The sequence below is a fragment of the Blautia hominis genome, assembly GCA_002270465.1.
Lineage (GTDB): Bacteria > Bacillota > Clostridia > Lachnospirales > Lachnospiraceae > Blautia > Blautia hominis.
Genome location: NQOF01000006.1, coordinates 157,809 through 181,087 on the forward strand (window position 1 = coordinate 157,809; position 23,279 = coordinate 181,087).

The 23,279-nt window shown below is 48.2% G+C and carries 24 protein-coding genes; all 24 read left to right on the forward strand.

The features are described from left to right. The first annotated feature begins 79 nt into the window (after positions 1–79). The 24 genes from citD to CI595_RS19155 all read left to right on the forward strand — a co-directional run bounded on the left by citD (position 80) and on the right by CI595_RS19155 (position 23,277). Positions 80–352, forward strand: a complete 273-nt coding sequence (gene citD / locus CI595_RS19040; RefSeq protein WP_065542302.1) for a citrate lyase acyl carrier protein — start codon at positions 80–82, stop codon at positions 350–352. After that, positions 349–1,227, forward strand: a complete 879-nt coding sequence (locus CI595_RS19045) for an HpcH/HpaI aldolase/citrate lyase family protein (protein WP_095175207.1) — start codon at positions 349–351, stop codon at positions 1,225–1,227. Before citD ends, CI595_RS19045 begins: the two co-directional genes overlap by 4 nt. Further along, a complete protein-coding gene (gene citF / locus CI595_RS19050) occupies positions 1,220–2,623 on the forward strand; it encodes a citrate lyase subunit alpha (protein WP_242987091.1) in 1,404 nt (467 codons plus the stop codon). Before CI595_RS19045 ends, citF begins: the two co-directional genes overlap by 8 nt. A gap of 20 nt (positions 2,624–2,643) precedes the next feature. Further along, positions 2,644–3,081 carry a methylaspartate mutase subunit S gene (gene glmS / locus CI595_RS19055; RefSeq protein WP_095175209.1) on the forward strand — a complete coding sequence of 146 codons (438 nt, stop codon included), beginning with the start codon at positions 2,644–2,646 and terminating at the stop codon, positions 3,079–3,081. Positions 3,082–3,096: 15 nt separating this feature from the next. Continuing rightward, a complete protein-coding gene (gene glmL, locus CI595_RS19060; protein WP_095175210.1) occupies positions 3,097–4,485 on the forward strand; it encodes a methylaspartate mutase accessory protein GlmL in 1,389 nt (462 codons plus the stop codon). Beyond that, positions 4,469–5,917, forward strand: coding sequence for a methylaspartate mutase subunit E (locus CI595_RS19065; protein ID WP_095175211.1), 1,449 nt, complete (start codon positions 4,469–4,471; stop codon positions 5,915–5,917). Before glmL ends, CI595_RS19065 begins: the two co-directional genes overlap by 17 nt. Positions 5,918–6,061: 144 nt before the next feature. Continuing rightward, entirely contained in the window at positions 6,062–7,312 is a 1,251-nt protein-coding gene (locus CI595_RS19070; protein WP_095175212.1) for a methylaspartate ammonia-lyase, read from the forward strand. Positions 7,313–7,405: 93 nt separating this feature from the next. Then, positions 7,406–8,344: an alanine-tRNA synthetase second additional domain-containing protein gene (locus tag CI595_RS19075; protein WP_065542295.1), complete on the forward strand. Its 939-nt coding sequence runs from the start codon at positions 7,406–7,408 to the stop codon at positions 8,342–8,344. A 32-nt stretch (positions 8,345–8,376) separates the two neighbouring features. Then, positions 8,377–9,222 carry a fumarate hydratase gene (locus CI595_RS19080; RefSeq protein ID WP_095175379.1) on the forward strand — a complete coding sequence of 282 codons (846 nt, stop codon included), beginning with the start codon at positions 8,377–8,379 and terminating at the stop codon, positions 9,220–9,222. Positions 9,223–9,328: 106 nt separating this feature from the next. Further along, positions 9,329–9,865, forward strand: coding sequence for a Fe-S-containing hydro-lyase (locus CI595_RS19085; RefSeq protein WP_095175213.1), 537 nt, complete (start codon positions 9,329–9,331; stop codon positions 9,863–9,865). A 68-nt stretch (positions 9,866–9,933) separates the two neighbouring features. Continuing rightward, positions 9,934–10,572 (forward strand): GGDEF domain-containing protein, encoded by a 639-nt coding sequence (locus CI595_RS19090; RefSeq protein WP_243135213.1) that lies wholly within the window; start codon positions 9,934–9,936, stop codon positions 10,570–10,572. Between the two features lie 154 nt (positions 10,573–10,726). Further along, positions 10,727–11,590, forward strand: a complete 864-nt coding sequence (locus CI595_RS19095; protein ID WP_095175215.1) for a hypothetical protein — start codon at positions 10,727–10,729, stop codon at positions 11,588–11,590. A 41-nt stretch (positions 11,591–11,631) separates the two neighbouring features. Then, on the forward strand, positions 11,632–12,456 hold the full coding sequence (locus CI595_RS19100; RefSeq protein WP_095175216.1) for an MBL fold metallo-hydrolase: 825 nt from the start codon (positions 11,632–11,634) through the stop codon (positions 12,454–12,456). A 174-nt stretch (positions 12,457–12,630) separates the two neighbouring features. Beyond that, positions 12,631–13,425 carry an SseB family protein gene (locus CI595_RS19105; RefSeq protein ID WP_095175217.1) on the forward strand — a complete coding sequence of 265 codons (795 nt, stop codon included), beginning with the start codon at positions 12,631–12,633 and terminating at the stop codon, positions 13,423–13,425. Positions 13,426–13,439: 14 nt separating this feature from the next. Then, positions 13,440–14,246 carry an amidohydrolase family protein gene (locus CI595_RS19110; protein ID WP_095175218.1) on the forward strand — a complete coding sequence of 269 codons (807 nt, stop codon included), beginning with the start codon at positions 13,440–13,442 and terminating at the stop codon, positions 14,244–14,246. A gap of 45 nt (positions 14,247–14,291) precedes the next feature. After that, entirely contained in the window at positions 14,292–15,131 is an 840-nt protein-coding gene (locus CI595_RS19115) for a CehA/McbA family metallohydrolase (RefSeq protein ID WP_095175219.1), read from the forward strand. Next, positions 15,128–16,420, forward strand: coding sequence for a homoserine dehydrogenase (locus tag CI595_RS19120; RefSeq protein WP_095175220.1), 1,293 nt, complete (start codon positions 15,128–15,130; stop codon positions 16,418–16,420). Before CI595_RS19115 ends, CI595_RS19120 begins: the two co-directional genes overlap by 4 nt. Before the next feature lie 2 nt (positions 16,421–16,422). Beyond that, complete coding sequence (locus CI595_RS19125; RefSeq protein WP_095175221.1) at positions 16,423–17,622, forward strand: alanyl-tRNA editing protein; 1,200 nt, start codon at positions 16,423–16,425, stop codon at positions 17,620–17,622. Between the two features lie 87 nt (positions 17,623–17,709). Further along, on the forward strand, positions 17,710–18,792 hold the full coding sequence (locus tag CI595_RS19130) for a phosphotriesterase family protein (RefSeq protein WP_095175380.1): 1,083 nt from the start codon (positions 17,710–17,712) through the stop codon (positions 18,790–18,792). A 696-nt stretch (positions 18,793–19,488) separates the two neighbouring features. Next, complete coding sequence (locus tag CI595_RS19135; RefSeq protein ID WP_104805029.1) at positions 19,489–19,677, forward strand: hypothetical protein; 189 nt, start codon at positions 19,489–19,491, stop codon at positions 19,675–19,677. A 173-nt stretch (positions 19,678–19,850) separates the two neighbouring features. Further along, complete coding sequence (locus CI595_RS19140) at positions 19,851–20,630, forward strand: Rpn family recombination-promoting nuclease/putative transposase (RefSeq protein ID WP_279233394.1); 780 nt, start codon at positions 19,851–19,853, stop codon at positions 20,628–20,630. A gap of 132 nt (positions 20,631–20,762) precedes the next feature. Further along, positions 20,763–21,599: a metal-dependent transcriptional regulator gene (locus tag CI595_RS19145; protein ID WP_162291925.1), complete on the forward strand. Its 837-nt coding sequence runs from the start codon at positions 20,763–20,765 to the stop codon at positions 21,597–21,599. 12 nt (positions 21,600–21,611) lie between these two features. Next, positions 21,612–22,454 carry a hypothetical protein gene (locus CI595_RS19150; protein ID WP_147737749.1) on the forward strand — a complete coding sequence of 281 codons (843 nt, stop codon included), beginning with the start codon at positions 21,612–21,614 and terminating at the stop codon, positions 22,452–22,454. A gap of 331 nt (positions 22,455–22,785) precedes the next feature. After that, positions 22,786–23,277 carry a hypothetical protein gene (locus CI595_RS19155; protein ID WP_095175225.1) on the forward strand — a complete coding sequence of 164 codons (492 nt, stop codon included), beginning with the start codon at positions 22,786–22,788 and terminating at the stop codon, positions 23,275–23,277. Positions 23,278–23,279: the final 2 nt, after the last annotated feature.

Consider the following 23,279-nt stretch of genomic DNA (forward strand, 5'->3'; position numbering starts at 1 on the left):
GGTGATTTGGCGGAAGTTTCTGTAAAAGCCGGAGTCGGCGGACTATAAAAAGATATGTAATGCAGAAAGGAGAAAACCTGTGAAGATTCTCAAGAATGCAGTAGCAGGAACCCTGGAATCCAGTGATTTGTTCATCCAGATCGAGCCGGACGACAAAGAACTGACACTGGAAATTGACTCTGTAGTAGCCAACCAGTATATGGATTCCATACGGGCCGCTGTACTGGACACACTGAAAGAATTTGAAGTGTCTACAGGGAAAGTTTTTATCAAGGACAAAGGCGCACTGGATTGTGTGATCCGCGCGCGTATGGAGACCGCACTAAAAAGAGGGGGAGTTGAGCAGCCATGAGACGAACCATGTTATTTTTACCGGGAAATACGCCGAACATGCTGATCAACGGTGATACCCTGGGAGCGGATACGATCATCTTCGATCTGGAGGATGCCGTATCTCCGGATGAAAAGGATGCAGCCAGGATACTGGTGAGAAATGCCCTCCGCTATCAGTCCTATCCGGGCTGTGAGACAGTGGTGCGGATCAATCCCACGGACACAGCGTTCTGGAAAGAGGACTTAAAAGCCGTCATTCCCCTGAAACCGGATGTGATCATGCCCACAAAGGTAAGCGGCGGTGATATGATCCGGGAAGTATCCGCCTGTATGGCAGAGGTGGAACGGGAAAACAAAATAGAGGAGGGGACCGTTAAGATCCTTCCCCTGATCGAGACTGCTATGGGTGTGGAGAAGGCTTTCGACATTGCATCTGCAGACGCAAGGGTGATCGGCCTGTTCCTAGGCGGTGAGGATTTTACCGCTGACCTGCACTGTAAGAGGACAAAAGAGGGAAATGAGATTTTCTATGCCAGAACCAGGCTGGTGTGTGCTGCCAGGGCCTGCGGCATTGAAGCGTATGATACACCATTCACGGATGTGGAGGATATGGAAGGGCTTGAGAAGGACACAGAGTTTGCAAAAAGTCTGGGATTTGCCGGAAAAGCCGTTATATCACCCCGCCATGTGGACATTGTCAATGCTGTATTTTCTCCTACGGAGGCAGAGATCGCCTATGCCCACGACGTGATGGATGCCATTGAAGAGGGCAAGCGTCAGGGTAAAGGTGTGATCTCCCTCCGCGGTAAAATGATAGATGCCCCCATAGTAAAACGCGCCTCCCAGGTGCTGGAAATGGAGAAAGCCATTTATGGAGGTGCACAGTATGAGTAAATTACTCGGCTCCTTAAAAGAAGCCATGGAAAAGACAGGTTTAAAGGATGGGATGACCATCTCCTTCCATCATCATATGAGAAACGGTGACTATGTGCTGAACATGGTGCTTGCCCAGGCGGCGGAAATGGGAATCAAAGACTTAAATGTGAATGCAAGTTCCATTTTTGACATCCATGAGCCGATCCTTGAACACATAAAAAACGGTGTTGTCACAGGCCTGGAATGCAACTATATGGGCGGCAAAGTGGGCAGAGCCATCTCCCAGGGGATCCTGGAGCGCCCGGTGGTCTTCAGAAGCCACGGGGGGAGAGCCGGGGATATGGAAAACGGCTCCTCAAAGGTTGACATTGCGTTTATAGCCGCACCCTGCGCAGACTGCATGGGGAACTTGAGCGGCAAGTACGGACCTTCTGCCTGCGGCTCCATGGGTTATGCATTCTCGGATGCCATGCACGCAAAGAAGGTGGTGGCCCTGACTGACAATTTGGTACCATACCCATTGAGGGATACCTCCATTGCGGAAGGATACATTGATCATGTGGTGGAAGTGGAGCAGATAGGCGACCCCACAAAGATCGTCTCCGGAACCACAAAGATCACCCGTGACCCGGTGGGCCTGCGGATCGCAGGACTGGCCGCACAGGTGGTAAAGAATTCCGGATATTTAAAGGATGGATTTTCCTTCCAGACAGGAGCCGGCGGCGCGTCCCTGGCTGTTGCCAAATATGTGGAGGAAATGATGGAAAAGGACCATATCAAAGGCAGCTTCTGCATGGGCGGCATCACCGGATATCTGGTGGATATGGCAAATAAAGGGTATTTTGAGACCATTCTGGATGTACAGTGCTTTGATCTGAAAGCCATTGAGTCCATCCGTGAGAATCCGAAGCATCAGGAGATCTCCGCCATGCGTTATGCCTCACCGGCTGCCAAAAGCGCTGCGGTGGACAGCCTGGATGTGGTGATCCTGGGGGCGACCCAGGTGGACACAGACTTTAATGTAAATGTACATACAGATTCCAACGGTTACATTATGGGCGGTTCCGGCGGACACTGCGACACAGCGGCAGGAGCTAAGCTTGCGATTGTAGTGGCCCCCTTGATAAGAGCAAGACTTCCTCTCATTGTGGATGAGGTACTTTGCAAATCCACACCGGGCAGCACCGTGGATGTGATCGTAACCCAGAGGGGCATTGCAGTCAATCCGGCCCGGAAAGAACTGAGAGAAAAATTAGAAAAAGCCGGACTTCCGGTAAAGGATATAAAAGAATTAAAGAAGATCGCAGAAGAGATTGCGGGTGTACCGAAGGCCGTGAAACGGGGCGACAGGGTAGTGGCAAAAGTCCTGTACCGTGACGGCACACTTTTGGATACCATTAAAAATACGATATAACTGGAAGGGAGCGGTTTACAGTGGATAAGAAAAAATTAGTCATTGGCGTTATCGGAGCCGATGTACACGCAGTAGGCATCAGTATTCTGGAACATGCATTTACGGGTGCAGGATTTGAGGTGGTCAACCTGGGGGTTATGGTTTCCCAGGAAGAGTATATCGCAGCAGCGATCGAGACCAATGCTGACGGCATCATGGTTTCCTCTCTCTACGGACACGGAGAGCTGGACTGCAGAGGTCTCCGCGACAAATGTGATGAGGCCGGATTAAAAGGGATCCTCCTGTATGTGGGAGGCAACATTGTGGTCGGAAAACAGCCTTTTGATGAGGTTGAGAGGCGTTTTAAGGCCATGGGATTTGACCGCGTATTCGGGCCGGGAACCACACCGGAGACTACCATCACAGCTTTGTATGAAGACCTGGGCGTACCGGAAGAAGAACGTAAGGCAGCAGAGTAAAAGGGGCGATATATCATGAAACCAGTGCTTTTGGTGGACTTTGGAAGCACCAACACCAAAGTGACTGCTGTTGACGTGGAGAATTGTGAGATTCTGGGAACGGCGGCAGCGTATACAACAGTAGAGACAGATATCAACAACGGTCTTCATGATGCCATAGAGGTTATGGAGAAGACCACAGGCCATCTGGAATTTGCAGAGACGTATGCCTGCTCCAGTGCAGCCGGCGGACTGAAGATGATTTCCTGCGGCCTGGTTCCGGAGCTGACGGCCCAGGCGTCCAGGGAGGCTTCCCTGGGAGCAGGTGCAAAGGTGTGGAAGACTTACTCCTTCCAGCTCACCAAGGGCGATATGAAGGAGATTGAGGAGTACCATCCCGATATTATCCTGCTTACCGGAGGAACAGACGGCGGCAATACGGAATGCATCCTGTACAATGCAAAGATGCTTGCCGGGCTTAGCTATGACTGCCCCATCGTGATTGCGGGCAACCGCTGCTGTGCGGACGACTGTCAGGAGATTCTGGAGGGAAGGACCACCTATATCTGCGAAAACGTAATGCCAAGACTGGGTGAGTTAAATATTGAACCGACCCAGAAGCAGATACGGGAAATCTTCCTGAACCGTATTGTGCAGGGAAAAGGACTGACCCAGGCCATGGATCTGATGTCCGGCATTATCATGCCCACCCCGTCGGCTATGCTGACAGCCATGGAACTTCTCTCAGACGGCTGGGATGAGAGCCCGGGGATCGGGGAACTGGTGGGGGTGGATCTGGGCGGTGCCACCACAGATGTATATTCTGTTGCTGACGGAAGTCCGGCCAATACCATGACAGTCATCAAAGGACTGCAGGAGCCTTACACCAAGCGTACCGTTGAGGGTGATATTGGAATGCGTTACAGCGTCAGGGGCATCATGGAGGCAGCGGGAGACAGAAAGCTGGCAAAGATTTCGGGACTTGCCCGGAACAAGGTAAACGAGCTTGTGGACTACCTGGAGCACCATACGGATTACATACCTGACAGCGAAGAGATGGAAAAAATGGACTATGCACTGGCATGTGCTGCCGTGGAGACCGCGGTTGCCCGTCATGCCGGTTCTCTGGAACAGGTCTATACCCCCTGCGGTCTGACCTATGTCCAGAGCGGAAAGGATCTGCGCCGGGTAAAATATGTGGTAGTTACGGGGGGCGCACTGATCCACGCAAAACATACGGAAGAAATTGCAGAGCACGCACTATTTGATGAAAGCGATCCTGCCTCGTTAAGGCCGGAAAAGGCGGAAATCTTAGTGGATAGAAAGTATATCCTGGCTGCCATGGGACTGCTCTCAAAACAGTACCCACAGGCTGCTCTGGAAATCATGAAGAAGGAGATTGCTTATTATGGACATAAGGAATAAGAAATTATCTGATGATGAGTTCTATGGAATACGGAAAGAGGTTATGGAACAGTGGCCTACCGGAAAAGAAGTAAATTTCGAGGAAGCTGTTGATTACCATAAAGCGATGCCGGAGAGCAAGAGCTTTTCACGGAAACTGGCAAATGCCAAAAAAGAGAGAAAGACATTGATCCAGCCGAGAGCCGGTGTAGCATTGATCGACGAACATATCAAGCTGCTTCAGTATTTACAGGACAAGGGCGAAGCAGATCTGCTGCCGACCACCATTGACTCCTATACCCGTCAGAACCGCTACGAGGAGGCTGAAGTGGGGATCAAGGAATCTATCCACACACAGAAATCCATGCTGAACGGTTTTCCGGCTGTAAACCACGGCGTATTCGGCTGCCGTTCCATCATTGAAAATCTGGATACTCCGGTACAGGTACGCCATGGCACACCGGATGCCAGGCTGCTGACAGAGATCTGCTATGCAGGCGGATTCACCAGCTATGAAGGAGGCGGTATCTCCTACAATATTCCTTACGCCAAAGATGTGCCCCTGGAGAGGACCATCTATGACTGGATGTATGTGGACCGTCTGACAGGCATCTATGAGGAGGCAGGCGTTTCCATCAACCGTGAGCCTTACGGACCTTTGACCGGAACACTGGTTCCGCCTTCCATGTCCAATGCAGTGGCGATCATTGAGGCCATGCTTGCGGCAGAGCAGGGCGTAAAGAACGTGACTGTTGGCTACGGCCAGTGCGGTAACCTGGTACAGGACGTTGCGGCTTTAAGGGTTCTGGAGGAACTGACAGAGGAGTACCTGGATAAATACGGCTACGAGGATGTGACCGTTACCTCTGTACTCCACCAGTGGATGGGCGGTTTCCCGCAGGATGAGTCCAAGGCATTTGCGGTTATCTCCTGGGGAAGCTCCGTGGCAGCTCTGGCAAAAGCCACAAAAGTTATTGTTAAGACACCTCACGAGGCAATGGGCGTTCCCACAATGGAGGCCAATGCACAGGGACTCCGCTGTACAAAACAGGCCATCTCCCTGCTGGCAGACCAGGAACTGAAAAGTTCTGCCTTAGAGCTTGAAAAAGCCATTATCAAAGGGGAGACCTGCGCAATTGTTGACAAATGCTTTGAACTTGGCATGGGCGACCTAGCACTGGGCGCTATCCGCGGAGTAAAAGCAGGCGTGCTGGATATTCCCTTCGCACCCAGCAAGTACAATGCAGGCAAAATGCTGCCGGCCCGTGATTTTGAAGGCGCTGTGCGTTACCTGAATGTAGCCAACGTGCCGCTGCCAAGAGAGCTCAAAGACTTTAACCAGGGCAAGATCGAGCACAGGGCAAAGATGGAGAAGAGAAAAGCGTCCTTCCAGATGGTCATTGATGATGTATATGCGATCAGCAAAGGCAGACTGGTTGGAAAGCCGAAATAAGATAGATCCGGAGGCAGTCAGCGCCGTATGGAGCTAAATCCTCCATATCCGTGTATCGCAAATCGTGTTACGGTTCACAGAACTGTGCTTTTTGCAGGGCTGTGAACCGTAACCGGAAAATCACAATAATAGGAGAAGTGTATCATGAAAATTATAGATGTTGTTTGTTCCAAAGCAAGAACAGGTTTTTTCTTTGACGACCAGAGAGCGATCAAAAAGGGTGCTGTAGCAGACGGTTCCGCATACTTTGGCGAGACTGTAACACCCGGATTCAAATCTGTAAGACAGGCAGGGGAAGCGATCTCCGTCATGCTGATCCTGGAGGACGGACAGATCGCATGGGGAGACTGTGCGGCTGTTCAGTATTCCGGTGCAGGCGGAAGAGACCCGCTGTTCTTAGCTGAGGACTTTATCCCGATCATTGAAAAATACATCAAACCGGAGCTGGTAGGCAGGGAAGCAGACAGCTTTAAAGACCTCTGTGCAATGCTGGAAAACCTGCAGGTGGACGGAAAAAGGCTGCACACAGCCATCCGCTACGGTGTGAGCCAGGCTATCTTGGACGCGGTTGCAAAATCCTCCAACAGACTGATGTGTGAGGTTGTGGCAGATGAGTACGGCACCACAGTATCCGAGGAGCCGATCCCCATCTTCACCCAGTCAGGCGACAACAGATATGACAACTCTGACAAAATGATCTTAAAGGGTGCTGCGGTCATGCCTCATGCCCTGATCAATAACGTGAAGACAAAGCTGGGTGAACACGGCGAACTCTTAAAAGAGTATGTAAAATGGCTCAGTGACCGTGTGCTGAAACTGCGCAATGACGAGAATTACATGCCTGTATTCCACATTGACGTATACGGCACCATCGGCGCTATCTTCGGCGTGGATAACTATACAGCTATGGCAGATTACCTGGCAGAGCTGGAGGAGGCTGCAAAACCGTTCCATCTGAGGATCGAAGGACCTATGGACGCAGAGGAGAGAGAAAAACAGATGCTCTGCTTAAAAGGACTGAGAGAAGAAGTGGACAGAAGAGGCATTGACGTGGAGCTGGTTGCCGATGAATGGTGCAACACCCTGGAGGATGTCAAATACTTTGCAGACAATAAATCAGGCCATATGGCTCAGATCAAAACACCTGACCTTGGCGGCATCAACAACATTGTGGAAGCTGTCCTCTACTGTAAGGAAAAAGGCTTCGGCGCATACCAGGGAGGTACCTGCAATGAGACAGACCGTTCCGCACAGGTCTGCGTGAACTGCGCAATGGCGACCAAACCGGATCAGATCCTTGCAAAACCGGGTATGGGTGTTGACGAGGGTTACATGATTGTCTATAATGAAATGCAGAGGATCATTGCACTGAGAAATGCAAAAAAATCAAGATAATTAAATGAAACTTTATTTACATGCCAGACCATTTGGCGGGCTTCTGCCTGCCAGATGGTCCGGCTGTTTCAGCATTTTGGGAAGGAAGAGTCTATGGCATATTCAAAACAGATGCAGGAAGGAAACCTGTACAGCTTTTATTTTGCACCCAGAGGAAACCGGAGGATGGCGGATTTGGGAATGCAGCTCAGCCAGATGTATTTAAGCCCTTTTGACCACATTATAGGGATCATAGGAGATGCCGGGGCGGGCAAGAGCCTGCTCATCAAAGGCATGTTTCCCGGTATTGACCTGACCAATGACGATGAGGGTGTGAACATCAGGCCCCTGCCCCTTCTGCATGAGGATCTGACGGACCCGTTTTCCCCCCACACCTATCATCTGGACATCCGCTTTGAATCAGCATTTACCCAGATGCATGTGCTGGCGGACACGATCCTGGATGCAGCCAATCACGGAAAGCAGGTTATTGTGGAGCATTTTGACCTGATCTATCCTTTGCTCCACAGAAACGCGGACCTGCTTGTGGGAATCGGCGAGGAGATCATCATCACCAGGCCCAATATGTTCGGCCCTCTGCCGGAGAATATAGCCAACATTGTGCACAAATCCGTTAAATACAGAAAGATGGCCCACACCCTGGAGGACTTGTGCGTGTATTATATGGGTGACGGATACGCCCAGGACGGCCCCCGCTCCGACGTGCGCCACGGGTTTGTGCTGGAGTTTGAGGAAAAACCGGATGTGGACTTATATGAGCTGGAGAAAAAAGTGAAGGATGCGGTAAAACAGGATTTATCCGTATCTTACTATGATGAGAACCACGTGCAGATCGGTGAGATGGTCCTGGAATGCCTGGGGCCGCGGATGCATGTGTCCAGCACAGGAAAGATAGAAGATTTCACCCTGGTAAAAGACTTTCCCATTGACCCCAGAACCGGGTATTACATGCTGGTGGGGCTTATTGGCAAGCATAGGTCTGAGGACTTATCAGACTTTAACCGCATTGATGTAAAGCAGCAGTTAAGCTGAGCAGGAAGCAATAAGATTTGGAGGAGAAAGGCATGGTTCGTAGTGTAAACGTTGAACTTTTAACAGATAACATCAAAGAGATGTGTATTCAGGCCAATCACTATCTTGCCCCGGATATGGACAAGGCAATGAAGACTGCCTGTGCAAAAGAGACAAAACCCCTGGCAAAACAGATTTTGGGACAGCTATTGGAAAATCTGGATATAGCGGGCAAGGACATGATCCCCATCTGTCAGGACACAGGCATGGCGGTGGTTTTCCTGAAAATTGGCCAGGATGTCCATTTTGAAGGCGGCAGTGTGGAAGAGGCTGTGAATGAAGGAGTCCGCAGAGGATATGAGGAGGGATACCTGCGCAAATCCGTTGTGGGAGACCCGCTCCTCCGTGTAAACACAAAGGACAATACCCCTGCTATTATCCATTATGAACTGGTGCCGGGAGACCAGGTGGAGATCACTGTGGCACCTAAAGGTTTCGGCAGTGAGAATATGAGTAAGATCTATATGCTGAAGCCCGCGGATGGCGTGGAAGGTGTGAAGGATGCCATTGTCAGCGCCGTGAGAGAAGCCGGGCCAAACGCATGTCCCCCCGTAGTTGTGGGCGTGGGTATTGGCGGCACCTTTGAGAAGGCAGCCATCCTGGCAAAGAAAGCTCTCACAAGAGAAGTGGGTACCCATTCGGAACTGGAACATATCAGAGAACTGGAGGAGGAACTGCTGGCAAAGATCAATGAAATTGGCCTGGGACCTGCAGGATTTGGCGGTGACACTACAGCACTTGCGGTGAACATCAATACATATGCCACCCACATTGCAGGCCTGCCTGTGGCAGTGAATATCTGCTGCCATGTAAACAGGCATATGGTAAGGACAATCTGATTTTAGCATGGCGCAGTCCCGGATTTTGCTGCGCATGGCGCAGTATCCCCTTGGGGAAAACACCTGCCGGGACAGTGGCAGGGAATAATGACTAGGAGGTTCCGTCATGGATAGATATTTAAATGCACCGCTTGACAGGGAAGAAGTAAAAACGCTTCAGGCAGGCGATTATGTGTACATAACAGGCACCATTTACACGGCAAGGGATGCGGCCCATCTCCGCATGGATGAGGCCCTTGACAGAGGGGAGAAGCTTCCCATTGAGATGGAGGGCAATGTGATCTATTACATGGGTCCAACACCCGCGCGGGAAGGCCGTCCCATCGGTTCCGCAGGCCCTACTACAGCCAGCCGTATGGATAAATACGCCCCCAGGCTTCTTGACCTGGGACTTACAGGCATGATCGGCAAGGGTAAAAGAAAAAAAGAGGTTACAGATGCCATTGTCAGAAACGGCGCCGTATTCTTCGCAGCTGTGGGAGGGGCAGGCGCGCTGCTGTCAAGATGTATCAAGAAGGCAGAAGTCATTGCATATGATGATCTGGGCACAGAGGCCATCCGCAGGCTGGAGGTGGAAAAGTTCCCTGTTATCGTGGTTATTGATTCCCGGGGAAGGAATCTTTACGAAGAGGTATGTAAATAATCGACTCATAAATGCAGCGGAAAAGAGCACTCCTCTTTCCGCTGTATTTTTATGGGGAGAGGGCGACCGTGTGGCTGGTTCCCCTTCTTCTGACAGAACTTCTGCTCATTTATGTGATGGGACGTGTCAGCAAAGGGATAAAAAACCGGGAACTGAGGGATGCTTACGTGGAACTGGGGCAGACCCAGAGAAGGCTTGAGATTGCTCTGAGCGCGGCCCAGAAGGCGGCAGCAGTGGATGATCTGACCGGAATGATGAATTTCAAGTCTTTCCGCAAAGAAATTTCAATGGCCCTGGAAGATATGGAGGAGGACGAGAGCGGCATTCTGGTCATGATAGACGGGGATCATTTTAAAAGTATCAACGACAATTACGGACACAGCGTTGGGGATGAAGTGATCAAACTGACAGCACAGATGATCATCGGACGAATCAGGACCGTGGATCTGGCTTCCCGCCTTCACGGTGATGAATTCGCGATTTTTGTTGCCAATACCTCGGATCACTCCGTTGCAAAAAGGATCATGGAGGACATTAACAACACCTTAGGAAAAGAGGCAAAGCGGCGTAATATGCCGTCCATCACGTTATCCGCCGGCGCCGTGATCGCCAAACACGGCGACACTTACATTTCCCTTGCAAAAGCAGCGGATGAAGCGCTTTATAAAGCAAAAGTCACTCACAACGGAGGATTCGCATATCAATAAAGGAATCACCAACCTTTTTAAACAAAGGCACAGAGCCTGCAAATTCCGGCTAAACCGGAGCTGCAGGCTTTGTGCTTTTTATGGTTATATCTGTCATTGGAATAAACGGAAACTTAGGGTATAATATGAAGTATAAACAGGAAAGGAAAACGCCATGAAAAAAAAGACGATTGTTGTAATTGCAGTGATAGGTGTACTGGCTGCTGCTGCGGCTGTTTCGGTTTTCTGGATCGGGAAGGAAAAAAGAGAGAAAGAGGCAGAGGATACAGCCCTGGAAGCTTTGTTTTTACGGGACGGCAGCGGTGAGACAGTGGGAAATTATCTGTTTGTGGATACCCGGAACCAAACCCCGTTCACGGGACCGCTTGAGGGCAGTATTACAGACGAACAGGGAGAGGAACTGGAACCGTGGGAATTGGAGAATGGCGATGTGGTGAAGATCTACGGCAACGGCATTATGACCATGTCTTATCCGGGACAGTATCCGGGCATTACCAAAATTGTGCGGATCCAAAAGCAGAATCAGGAACTTCTGGAACAATACGGGGAACTTTTAAAACAATTCAGCTACCAGGAAGAGGCTTCGGCTCTGCCGTTTTTAAACCTGGAATACAGCCAGCCTCAGGCCGTGGTTACCGCTGCTGTGAACACCACAGGCGGATACCGCTGGGAATATGAGAATGAGGCCGGTGAGACCGTCAGCGAAACAACAGATGCAGCGTTTATTCTGCAGTGGAACGAATATGAGGAGATAAAAATACCGGAGCACACGGATGTAAAACTTATCTTCTCAAAGGAACCGGAAGAGATAACCGTGATACGCTATGAATCCTCTATGCAGGGACAGACAGAGGTATCCGAGGCAGAACAGTACGGTGAGGCTGTAACGGTCACAAAAGAGGAAGAAGGCAGTGTTATGCAGGCAGAACCGGGATATATTTACAGCGTGATGGCAAAATGGGATAACGGGGAGGCAGAATACGGATTCCAGACCTTCCCCATGCCCTCCTTGCAGTAAAGGTACCTGCATGACCGTTTTGAAGCTGGGGGAGAAGGTATATGAAGATTACCATATTAAATGAAAATACAGTTTACAGGCAAGGATTTCTGGCAGAACATGGGCTGTCCGTTGTCATTGAGGAGCGTGACAGAAAATTTTTGATGGATACCGGACAGAGTGACGTGTTTTTGAAAAATGCCAAAACCCTGGGAGTACATCTGGAAGACCTTGACGGCATTATATTGAGCCATGGGCATTACGACCACTGCGGAGGCATGGAATATCTGGACGGCAGCCGCAGACTGCCTCCCGTGTACATACAAAAGAGTGCTTTTGAAAGGAAATACAGCGGCACACAAAAGGACAGGCATTATATCGGTATGTCAGGCAGTCATGAGAGCTGGAAGGCGGATGTCCGATTTACCGGGGACGCCAGGGAGATAGCGCCCGGATTCTGGGTGATCGGAAATATACCATACCGCACGGATTTCGAGGAGCGGCCTGCCGGGTTCTGGATACAGGATAAGAACGGCACAGGCACATGCTGGCGGGCCGACGAGATGGAGGACGAACAGATATTGGCTGTGTGTACAAAAAAGGGACTCTGTCTCTTCATGGGCTGCAGCCACAGAGGCGTCGTCAACGGTATCCTGCGGGCAAAGGAAGTTCTGCCGGATATGCCTGTTTACAGTGTACTGGCCGGTATGCATCTGAGAAGTGCGGGGGAAAAGCGGATCACAGATACCATTCGGAGTTTGAGGGACATGGAGATTCCTGTTCTTATCCCTGTCCACTGCACGGGAAAAAGGGCTGCGGGAAGGATGGCATCCGCATTTGGGGATTCCTGTATTTGGGCTGAGACCGGTCAGGTGCTGGAATTGTGACCTTCCCACAGAGGCTTTCTAGGACAGCAAAATGCAAATTTAAGAGGACAAGAACAGGATTTGGGTGTATACTAAAAGAAGAAAAAGCTGACAGCAGCCTGCTGTTAAAAAACACGTAACTGTTCAGTAGCTTCCCAGTTACAAAAATATAACACAACAGGAGAACATAGAACCATGGACAAAGTAAGAATGGAAACAATTAAGAAAATCCAGCAGATGGAAGCATTTTACGTGCTCTTTTCCAGAGGGACCAACAATCCTTTTATCATCTGCGATCCAGATACATATAATGATCAGGTGTGGGTCTTTGAAGACAGCAAGGATCTGGAGGAAAAGGCAAAACCATACATGGAGCAGAAGAATCCGGTGGCATCCATCAAAGTGGAGAACAAAAGTTTTCTGAACTTTTATTCCACACTCTTTACACTGGGTGTCAATGAAGTGGTGTTTGTGGAAAAGGACAGTACAACTGCATTTGATCTGGAGGAGATCGTGAAAAGACCGGATTTTTCCCAACTTCCCGAGAATCAGAGACCGCTGTTTAACCCGCAGCTTCAGCTTACAGGCATTTATTTCATGCAGGAATTCAGAAGAGGCGTGGAGATGTCCGAGAAGGAGAGTTTAAATGAGCTGGAGGAGGAGATGGCAGCCAACCTGGTGAAAAGCAAATTCCTGGTGGCAGTGGAGAAACAGGAGGAAGGTAAGGAAGAGAACGTTCAGGTCCCCTATATCAAAAATAAAAACGGCGATGTGTTCCAGCCCATTTTTACAGACCCCGGTGAGTTTTCCAAATTCAACAAAGAGAAAAAGTTCAAGGCAGTGGTGGTAGAATTTAAAAATCTGGACAAAATATTAATTCCTCTGGCAAAAGGCGTTGTGGTAAATCCCCAGGGCTTTAATCTGATCGTCATGAGTGAACAGTTTGAGAACCTGCTGAAACGTTTTGGGATCCAGAAGGAAAACAAATAAGCGGGGCCGGAGAGATGATAATAGATTTCCATACACATATATTCCCGGATAAGATAGCCGGGGCAACCATAGAAAAGCTTTCCAAGGCATCAGATTCCAAAGCGTATACAGACGGAACAAAGGACGGACTTCAAAAATCCATGGAGGAATCCGGTGTGGATATATCCGTGGTGCTGCCAGTGGCAACAAAACCGCAGCAGTTTTTATCCATCAACCGCTACGCAAGAGAGATCACTCCGGAGCAGTTCCGGGGCGGCGGGGAATTCCTCTCTTTTGGCGGCATCCACCCGGACACGGAGAATTATAAAGCAGAAGTGGATGAAATTGCAGATATGGGTCTGAAGGGGATCAAACTGCATCCTGATTATCAGCGCGTATTTATTGATGATATCCGCTACATGCGGATCATGGACCGGGCAGCGGAGCGGGGACTCATTGTCATTGCACACGCAGGCGTGGATGTGGGGCTTCCGGAGGTGGTACACTGCACGCCGAAGCGGGTGGAACATGTACTTGACCAGATAGACGGAGGCGTTTTAGTGATGGCGCATATGGGCGGCTGGAACTGCTGGGAGGATGTGGAAAAGTACCTGGCAGGCAGCAGGCTTTACTTTGATACAGCTTATAGTCTGGGGCATATGGAGGATGAGCATTTTATCCGCCTCTCCAGAAAACATGGCGTGGATAAGATTTTATTTGCTACAGACAGTCCCTGGGACGGTCAGAAGGAATTTTTATCACGAATACGGGAAATGAATATGAAAGAGGTTGAGAAAAAAGCCATATTGGGGGAGAATGCGAGAAGAATTTTAAAGCTGTAGTTTTGATATAAAAGCTGCGGCGTGTTGGGAAGGAGATGTTTTGTCGTGAAAATTGACATGCACTGCCATACAAAAGAAGGCTCTATAGACGGCAAAGTAAGCATCGAGGAGTATATCCGTATGCTGAGAAACCAGGGATTCGGCGGAATGCTTGTGACGGATCATGATTCTTACGGGGGATTCCGTTATTGGAAAAAGAATATCAAAGGCCAGAAATACACAGATTTTGTTGTACTCAAAGGAATTGAATACGACACGCTGGATGCAGGCCATATCATTGTGATCATGCCGGAGAGCATCAAACTGCGTCTTCTGGAGCTGCGGGGGATTCCCATTCAGATGCTGATCCCCATAGTGCACAACTACGGGGGAATACTGGGCCCGGCCCATCCCTGCGGGGAAAAATACATGAGCTTTATGAACGCAAAAGCTTATAAGAGAAATCCGGATATTTTAAAAGAATTTGACTTTATTGAAACCTTCAATGCCTGTGAATCCATGGAAGTCAATGAGAGAGCAGCAAAATTAGCGGAAAAGTACAATCTGACAGGCACAGGCGGAAGCGATGCCCACAGAGCGGACTGTGTGGGAAAGGCATACACGGAAGTGCCGGACACGGTTACCTGTGAGTCGGATCTGATCACAGAGATCATCAAGGGCACCAGGTTTGCGTGCGGCGGTGAGATCTACAACAAGACGACCAAGGACAAAATCGGCAAGGTCAATGCAGTTCTGGTCCATTCCTTCTGGGTATACAATAAGATTGGAGGATGGAGCAAGGCCTTTAAGCGGAATAATAAGATGAAAAAGGGATTTATTGAAAGGGTGGAACAGGTCGTGAAGCCCAAAAAGGATGAGCCGGAGGAAAAAGAAGAATCGTTATGAGTGAAAAAGTGATAAAAGCTGCCCTGCTGGGGCTTGGAACCGTGGGGAACGGCGTATATAAAGTTCTGAAAAGTCAGAAAGAGGAGATGGAGAAAAAAATCGGAGCCGTGGTCCGGGTAGAAAAAATCCTGGTCCGCAACATAAAAAAAGCGGCTGCGAAGGTGGAAGACTCATCTGTACTCACCAATGACTGGAAGGCGGTTTTAGAAGACCCGTCCATTGAGATCATCATTGAGGTGATGGGCGGATTTGAGCCTGCAAGGACTTATATTCTGGAGGCACTGCGTGCAGGCAAGCATGTGGTGACCGCCAACAAGGATTTAGTGGCCTCCAATGGGGGAGAACTGCTGGACTGTGCGGCAGAGCATCAGTGCGATTTCCTTTTTGAAGCAGCAGTGGCCGGAGGGATTCCCATTATCCGGCCATTGAAACAGTGCCTGGCCGGCAACCACATTCAGGAGGTCATCGGCATAGTAAACGGTACGACTAATTTTATTTTGACAAAAATGACCCAGGAAGGCATGGAATTTTCCGAGGCTTTGGCTCTGGCAACAGAACTTGGCTATGCGGAGGCAGATCCGACAGCAGATATCAGAGGATATGACGCGGGGCGTAAAATGGCGATCATGGCTTCCATTGCCTTTAATTCCAGAGTGACCTTTGACGATGTGACAACAGAAGGCATCACGCATATCTCGGCTAAAGATATCCGGTACGCGAAAGAACTGGGCTGCCTGATCAAATTGCTGGGACTTGCCAGAAATACAGAGACGGGAATTGAGGTGCGGGTGCAGCCCATGCTGATTTCCGAGAGCCACCCCCTGGCCTCTGTCAATGACTCTTTCAATGCTGTCTTTGTGAGAGGAGATGCAGTGGGAGATACCATGTTTTACGGGCGGGGTGCGGGTGAGATGCCCACAGCCAGCGCTATTGTTGGGGATGTTTTTGACATTGTGAGAAATATACAGTTCGGCTGTACCGGAAGGATAAGCTGTACCTGTTATAAAGAACTGCCTGTGAAAAAGGCAGATGATATGGATAGCCGCTTTTTCCTGCGTCTGCAGGTGGACGACAGACCGGGCGTACTTGCCAGCATTGCCAGTGTATTAGGCAATAATGATGTGAGTATTGCACAGATGATACAGAAAAATAAAGACGGAGATCTGGCGGAGATCGTTGTTGTGACCTCAAAAGTCAGGGAGGGCAATTTTAATGATGCTATGATGATCATTGAGGGAATGAGTGTGGTACATAAGGTTTCCGCCCTGATCCGTGTATATGGAGACTGAACATGACGGACAAATTATTCTACAGGGACAGTATGACAGATAGGTTTCAGGCAGAGGTGCTGGCCTGCAGACCGCTGCCAAAGGTAAATGAAAATATAAGCGGTGCCCATTATGAGGTGGTTCTTGACAGAACCGCCTTTTTCCCGGAAGGGGGCGGACAGTACGCAGATACAGGGACGCTGCTTTTAAACAAGAGCGGGGACCAGGAAGTTAAGATACGAGTCCTGGATGTGGGAGAAAAAGACGGAACGGTCATCCACTTTACAGATAAACCCGCAGATACGGGGGCTGTTGTCACCGGCGTACTGGATTTTGAGGAACGTTTTTCTAAAATGCAGCAGCACACAGGGGAACACATTGTGTCAGGGCTTGTGAATCGTCATTTTGGTTACCGCAATGTAGGATTTCACCTGGGAAATGAAGCGGTGACTATGGACTATGACGGCCCTCTCACAAAAGAGCAGCTTTGTATGATAGAACGGGAAGCTAATCAGGCGGTGGCTGAGGATGTTCCCATAGAAGTTCTGTATCCCACAGAGGAGGAACTGGGGGAGATAGCCTACCGGAGTAAAATAGAAATTGAGGGACAGGTGCGTATTGTCCGCATTCCCGGATATGATACCTGCGCCTGCTGCGCGCCCCATGTAAAGACAACAGGGGCTGTTGGGATCATTAAGCTGACAGGGGCGATCCATTATAAAGGCGGGATGCGGGTGAACATGCTCTGCGGTTTCCGGGCACTGGAGGATTACAGCCAAAAGGAGGAGAGCGTGACAGCCATATCGTGCAGGCTTTCCGCGAAACAGGAGGATGTTGTACAGGCAGTCTGCCGGCTGGAAGAAGAGATTACCCGGCAGAAAGAAAAAATCAGGCGGCTCCAGGAACAATATCTGAGACGGTGTTTGTCAGAGGTGAAGCCCCGGACACAGGCTGTACTTTTATTTGAGGAGGAGCTGGATCCGGCTGCCATGCGGCGTTTTGTCAATGATGCCATGGAGATCACAGAGGGTGTCTGTGGTGTTTTTGTGGGCAGTGACACGGAAGGATACCGTTATGTCCTGGGCAGTTTAGGCAGAGATATTGTGGCGCTTGCAAAAGAGATGAATCAGGCCTGCAGCGGGAAAGGCGGAGGCAAACCGCCTATGGTGCAGGGCTCTCTGACGGGGAAGAGAGAACAGATAGAGAAGATACTTCTGGGTTAGTCTGTGTTTGAAAACGAATCCGGCAGCAGCAGAGAAAGAGCCGATAAAAACTGCTGCCAGGTTGAAAAATGGGAGGGTTTTACATTCATGAAACGAATTACAACTGTGTGCGGGGATATTGCGCCGGAGGAGCTGGGATTTACGGATATGCATGAACACATTATGTTCAACGGCGCGGATATGGGGGCAATCTGCAGACCGGCTATGCCCACGGACCTGCCGGTGAAGTATGAGGATAAGGTCTCACTGGAAAACATCGGGTTTTTGAAACGGAATTTTCCACTGGTACGGGATGCCATGGATCTGAATGATGAAGCAGCCATGACCAGGGAGGTACAGGAGTATAAAGACTCAGGCGGAGACTCTATGGTGGAGCTGAGTGTTCCCGGAATCCGCCTGGATGTGGAGGCAGTAAAGCGAATCTCAGAAAGGACCGGGGTTCATGTCATTACAGCTGTCGGCTATTATGTGGAGTCCTCCTGGCCGGGAGAATATGACGGCTGGAGTATCCGCCAGTTTTACGACCATATGATGGATGAGATTGAAAATGGAATTGAGTACACAGACATAAAGCCGGGGTGCGTGAAAATTGCACTGAATGATTTTACAGAGGCAGAGGAAAAAGCGCTCAGAGCAGGCGGCCAGGCCGCAAAAGACACGGGTATGTCCATCACGGTACATCCGGATTACGCTTACGGGGGTACACCGGGTGAAATCGTGGAGATACTGATGGAAGAAGGCGTGAATCCGGAGAAGATCGTGATCGCCCACATGGAGACTACCGTAAAAAGGCCCATGAAGGAGATGGTCCTCTACCCGGAAAAATGGGGTCTGGACCTGGATGTGGCAAAACGGGTGCTGGATAAAGGAGCAAACTTTTCAGTGGAATTTTTATCCGGGGATATTGGTCTGGAAGCGTTGGGAACCGCACCCATTCCGGACTGGATGAAGATGGCCGGGATCGTACGTCTTATCCAGCAGGGATACAGCCGCCAGATCGTACTTGGCACTGACATGTGCGTAAAGACCATGTGCAGGCAGTTCGGTGGTGAGGGATACTGCAGGCTGACAAAATTCGGAGTTCCTGCACTGAAGAAATACGGGGAGGTCTCTGACCTGGCAATTCGCAATATGACGGTAAATAATCCGGCCAGGATTCTGGCCTATTAAATCCGGTTTGGCTGAGTTCAGATTGTAAAGGAAAAAATGGATCAGCGCAAAACATAAGAATCAGGAGTTCGGTCCCGGTTGGGAACGGATACTCCTGATTTTTGTTTGTAACATTATCTGGAACAGGAGGGCATCCAATCTCCAAGAAACATACAGATGGGGATGAAGATGTGGATGAAGATGGGGATGAAAGAGACCGGGGCCTGGTATGAAATAAATATTGCATCGTAAAAACATAACAATGTTTAAATATAACAATGCATAACCTAAGGGCATCCAGCAATTTATGCAGCAGCGAGTACTGCACTGTAAGGCGTAAATAATGTATTGCAAAATATATAGTTGCATTATATACTAATATTAGAACAGACACAAGTACTTTTATTGTTACTGTACACAGGCCACTGTACCGGGAGGCGTTTTCATGCCGGAAGCATGAAAATCCCGAGGCAGCCAGCGCGATATGGGGCAGAATGCTCCATATCTGTGCATCGCGAAGCGTGTTACTGGACACGGAGTGTACAGTAACCTTTTATTTATTGTTATTAAAATTTATATAAAGTTCATTTGTCCTTTTTTTCTCTTTATGATATTCTGGAGACATCATATTTCTGCATCATGCAGTATACATATTTATCTATTCCGGCCGTTCGGCCAGATGATTTCCAGTGGATCAAAAGTATAGAAGGAGGAAAGATGGGAGTAAAAGATAATATTATTACGCCATATTTTGAGGACCCTAATGTTTTCTGTGATTTTATAAATGGCGCTGTTTTCGGAGGAAAACAAGTATTGCGGCCGGAGTATTTAGAGTCGTTGCCGAGAGAATTGGTCATGCAGCGTAACAGTTCAAACAAGCTGAACTGTTACGCATCCAGCCATTAAAAATCGCTTCGCGATGGGCCGGATGCCTGCCGGCGCTACCTGTTCATACGGTCAGCGCAGTAAATGCGCAGACCTGTCCTATTGTTACTATGCAGCTTTTCTGGGAAGCGGATGGCAGACAAAATCAAAAGGCTTTGATAAGAGATACAGTTAAACAGGCATATTTTAACACCATGTATGTAATCTTTATTTGTGAGAACCAGAGTGAGATACATTATGGTATGCCAATACGCATGCTCTTATATGATTCTGTTCAGTATGCTGACCAATTGAAGAAAAAACAGAAAGAGAATAAGAAAGACGGAAATTTGAAATCTTCAGCCGAGTTTCTGTCAGGTATTTCTAAGGGGGAACCGTTCATGCCAGTGGTTAGTGTTGTTTTTTATTATGGAGACAACCCTTGGGATGGCCCCCTTACCATGGAAGAGATGATCTGTCTGCCGGATGATGCGGCAGAGTTAAAGGAATATCTTCCAAGGTATAAAGTACACCTGATTGAACCCAGGAACACAGACCCAGGAAAATTTCCAGGTGACTGGAGATTGATATTAGAAACATTAAGGTGTGGAAACCATAAAAAGGATTTTATACAATATGTTAAGAAGCATGAGAAAGAACTGGGGGAATTGTCCGCAAAAGCCAGCAAAGCTTTGCTTACAATGTTGGGCAGGGATATAAAACTAAAAAATGATAAGGAGGAGATCAGTGTGTGCAGGGCATTACAAGAGTTGAAGGAGGAAGGAAAGATTGAAGGAAAGACAGAAGGAAAAAAGGAGGAAGAAGTCAATATTATCCGTAAAATGTTGAGAAAGAGACTTACAGCAATAACAATCTGTCATTGGCTTGATGTGGAGGAGGAATTTGTTAAAACAGTTGCAGAACTGCAGGATAAATACCCTGATTACAGCAATGCACAAATTCTGAATGAATATGAGACAGTAAATAAGCATTGACAAATAAACAAATAATTTCTTATAATAAAACCAGACCAAAGTAAAGAATCCGGCAGACCGGGTTCTTTCTTTAAAGATTGCGGTTAGCAAAAGCTAACTATATAAAGAAATATGGGAGAGGAAAAGAAGCGTATGAAAACAGAAAGCGCCAATAATATTTTTCACGGAGAAATTGGGAAAAATCTCCCATCTTCCAAAGGGGAACGGGAGGAGGATCTCCTTGAAATACTCTATGAATGGCAGAAAAGTGGAAACCAACTGACGAGTTCTGAGCTGTGCAGTAAGCTTGATATGGCAAAGCGGGAGCTGAATTACTATCTAAAGCAGATGGTAAAACATGGTTATCTTTATAGCCCGGATAACAAAGAGGAGCTTTATCTGACGGAATTTGGAAAATCACAAGGAGCGGAATGCAGGTTCCGCCATGAACGCCTTGCACAGTTTTTTCAGCTTATTGGAATGGAAGAAAAGCAGGCGGAGGAGGATGCCTGCCGTATGGAACACGTGCTGAGTGATGAGGCTACAAAGAAAATCTGTAACTTTTTGAATTATGGAGATACCTATAGCCGTGTCATGCGCAAGGCCAATCTGTATTCTGTGTACCGTGAAGGATGGTATGAGTTTTATATGGGTATCTATGATACAGAGAAGAGATATCCAAGAATCCTGGCAAAAGAATTTTTTTCATTTTCTGACGAGATTGCTTTGGAAGTAAAAAGTGCAGGAAGTTATTTTTATCTGAAAGAAAAGGACGGAGCAGGGATGGGCAGCGTCTGGTACAGGGGGGATATGGTCTGGAAACAGGCAGAAGAAACAAAAGAGGGGTATCAGATACCTTCAGATATTTTTAATTTTACCGTCTGCACGGATGATCCGGTGACAGAGGGGGACTGTATGATCGCTTTCCCGCCCGGGAAACAGCCGCCAAAAGAAGAGGATATTCGGGAATTAAATGTACATATCTGGTAAAGGAGAGAAAAGTTGGGAATGGGAAAAGAGGAGCATCTGAATCAGGAAAACCGTCCAAATATGCAGCAGCTTCAGTATCTTTTGGAACTGGAGAAAATTGACAAAAAAAGAGGGTGCATCATGCAGATCGCAAAAACCTGCGGGGTCAGCCACAGTCCGGTCAGCCGTTATCTGCAGTTCTGCTGTGAGAAAGGGTATTTGACAGAAGATTATGAGTTTACTAAATTAGGAAAAGCGTGGCTTGGGGGGTATAAAAAGCTTATAGAGGAATTAAAGGCCTATTTGCTGCGTATAGGAGAACCGGAAGCGGAAGTTGCTGAGAATGTAAGGGATCTGATAGAAAATGTGAGTTACCATACATTGATGTCAATGATGCGGAATGACCAGGAGATGAGACGGATATATATTGCTGAAAAAAGAGGAGCAGTATCTAAAAATTTTCTGGCCAGTACCTTTGAAAACGGAGTGTGGCATGTATGCTTCGCACTTTATAAAATGGATTCTGAGGATAAGATAAGTATCTCCATGGCAGACAGAGGTTTTCAAAAACCGGCAACCATACGGCATAACAAGAGAGGGAGCTGGCTGGAACTTCGTGTGTGTGAAATGAGTGCCAAATCACGGGCAGATGGTGAAGAAAAGCTGGGGCATCTGGAAACACTGAAATATGAGTATAAAGGTATGTTGTGTCAGGCAGAAGTAAAGGAAGATAAGCTGAGAATTCCACTGGATGCATGCCGCTTCCAGAGAAAACACGAGGGCAGAATCAAAGGCGTGATTCCGGTAACGGTGACCTGCAATGTAGGCAGAACCCATATGCCGGAGAGTACGGCACTTTTATTTTTCTGGATGTAACAGAGTAGATATAAGAATAATCAAAATATGAAATTTTTTTAGAGACGAAAAAGAAACAAAAACACCTGTATTTACAGGAAAAAAACCGTGCAGAACGGGAACGGTTTGAAAAAAAGAAGTTGACAGTATTTGCCAATATATGCTATATATTTAGCACGGGGTAGTTAGAACTAACCATACGATGGAGCTAAAAATCATATGCTTATGACAGGCGGGCAGGGACTGCTTTTTTTAGGAAAAGGTGTTAGCGTCCGCTAACTATGGCTATCATCATAAGAATGCCCTAAAATATTAAAGTTTTATAGCCGTTAAGGCAGAAAGGATGGAAGATATGTTTAAGAAATTAGTAGCATTTGGTACAGCAGCAACTATGATGATGGCAATGGGGGTTACAACATTTGCGGCCGAAGGGGACAGCACTACACTTGTTACAAAATTGTATAAAAATGACAAATTCGATGCAAGTGCACCGGACAGCAATCTGTCTATGGGAGATGCTGCGGTAGAGGATACTACATATGTTGAGCAGGCGGATGGTACATATAAAGTGACTATTAATCTGAAGGAATCATTTAAAGCTTATGGCATGACAGGATATCTCACCAATGTGCAGATAGATGCCAATGGTGATGGACAATATGATGCAACAGAATATAAGCTTACATATAACGAGTCAGGAAAAGCAGTTGTAGGTGTTACTTTTAACTCTCCCACTGTTCCGACAGAAGCGACAAAGTATGATGCAAGTTTTAAAACAAATGTTTCAATCATGCCGGCATCCGAAGGTGATTTCATTATTTTCCCCACAGTTGTGACGGAATAATA

Coding starts and splice junctions, on each gene's coding strand:
- CI595_RS19110 (WP_095175218.1), top strand. CDS start 13,440: ATGATAATAGATTTCCATACACATATATTCCCGGATAAGATAGCCGGG.
- CI595_RS19130 (WP_095175380.1), top strand. CDS start 17,710: ATGAAACGAATTACAACTGTGTGCGGGGATATTGCGCCGGAGGAGCTG.
- CI595_RS19105 (WP_095175217.1), top strand. CDS start 12,631: ATGGACAAAGTAAGAATGGAAACAATTAAGAAAATCCAGCAGATGGAA.
- citF (WP_242987091.1), top strand. CDS start 1,220: ATGAGTAAATTACTCGGCTCCTTAAAAGAAGCCATGGAAAAGACAGGT.
- CI595_RS19075 (WP_065542295.1), top strand. CDS start 7,406: ATGGCATATTCAAAACAGATGCAGGAAGGAAACCTGTACAGCTTTTAT.
- CI595_RS19125 (WP_095175221.1), top strand. CDS start 16,423: ATGACGGACAAATTATTCTACAGGGACAGTATGACAGATAGGTTTCAG.
- glmL (WP_095175210.1), top strand. CDS start 3,097: ATGAAACCAGTGCTTTTGGTGGACTTTGGAAGCACCAACACCAAAGTG.
- CI595_RS19045 (WP_095175207.1), top strand. CDS start 349: ATGAGACGAACCATGTTATTTTTACCGGGAAATACGCCGAACATGCTG.
- CI595_RS19085 (WP_095175213.1), top strand. CDS start 9,329: ATGGATAGATATTTAAATGCACCGCTTGACAGGGAAGAAGTAAAAACG.
- CI595_RS19065 (WP_095175211.1), top strand. CDS start 4,469: ATGGACATAAGGAATAAGAAATTATCTGATGATGAGTTCTATGGAATA.
- CI595_RS19080 (WP_095175379.1), top strand. CDS start 8,377: ATGGTTCGTAGTGTAAACGTTGAACTTTTAACAGATAACATCAAAGAG.
- CI595_RS19145 (WP_162291925.1), top strand. CDS start 20,763: ATGAAAACAGAAAGCGCCAATAATATTTTTCACGGAGAAATTGGGAAA.
- CI595_RS19155 (WP_095175225.1), top strand. CDS start 22,786: ATGTTTAAGAAATTAGTAGCATTTGGTACAGCAGCAACTATGATGATG.
- CI595_RS19070 (WP_095175212.1), top strand. CDS start 6,062: ATGAAAATTATAGATGTTGTTTGTTCCAAAGCAAGAACAGGTTTTTTC.
- CI595_RS19140 (WP_279233394.1), top strand. CDS start 19,851: ATGTATGTAATCTTTATTTGTGAGAACCAGAGTGAGATACATTATGGT.
- CI595_RS19135 (WP_104805029.1), top strand. CDS start 19,489: ATGGGAGTAAAAGATAATATTATTACGCCATATTTTGAGGACCCTAAT.
- CI595_RS19095 (WP_095175215.1), top strand. CDS start 10,727: ATGAAAAAAAAGACGATTGTTGTAATTGCAGTGATAGGTGTACTGGCT.
- CI595_RS19120 (WP_095175220.1), top strand. CDS start 15,128: ATGAGTGAAAAAGTGATAAAAGCTGCCCTGCTGGGGCTTGGAACCGTG.
- CI595_RS19100 (WP_095175216.1), top strand. CDS start 11,632: ATGAAGATTACCATATTAAATGAAAATACAGTTTACAGGCAAGGATTT.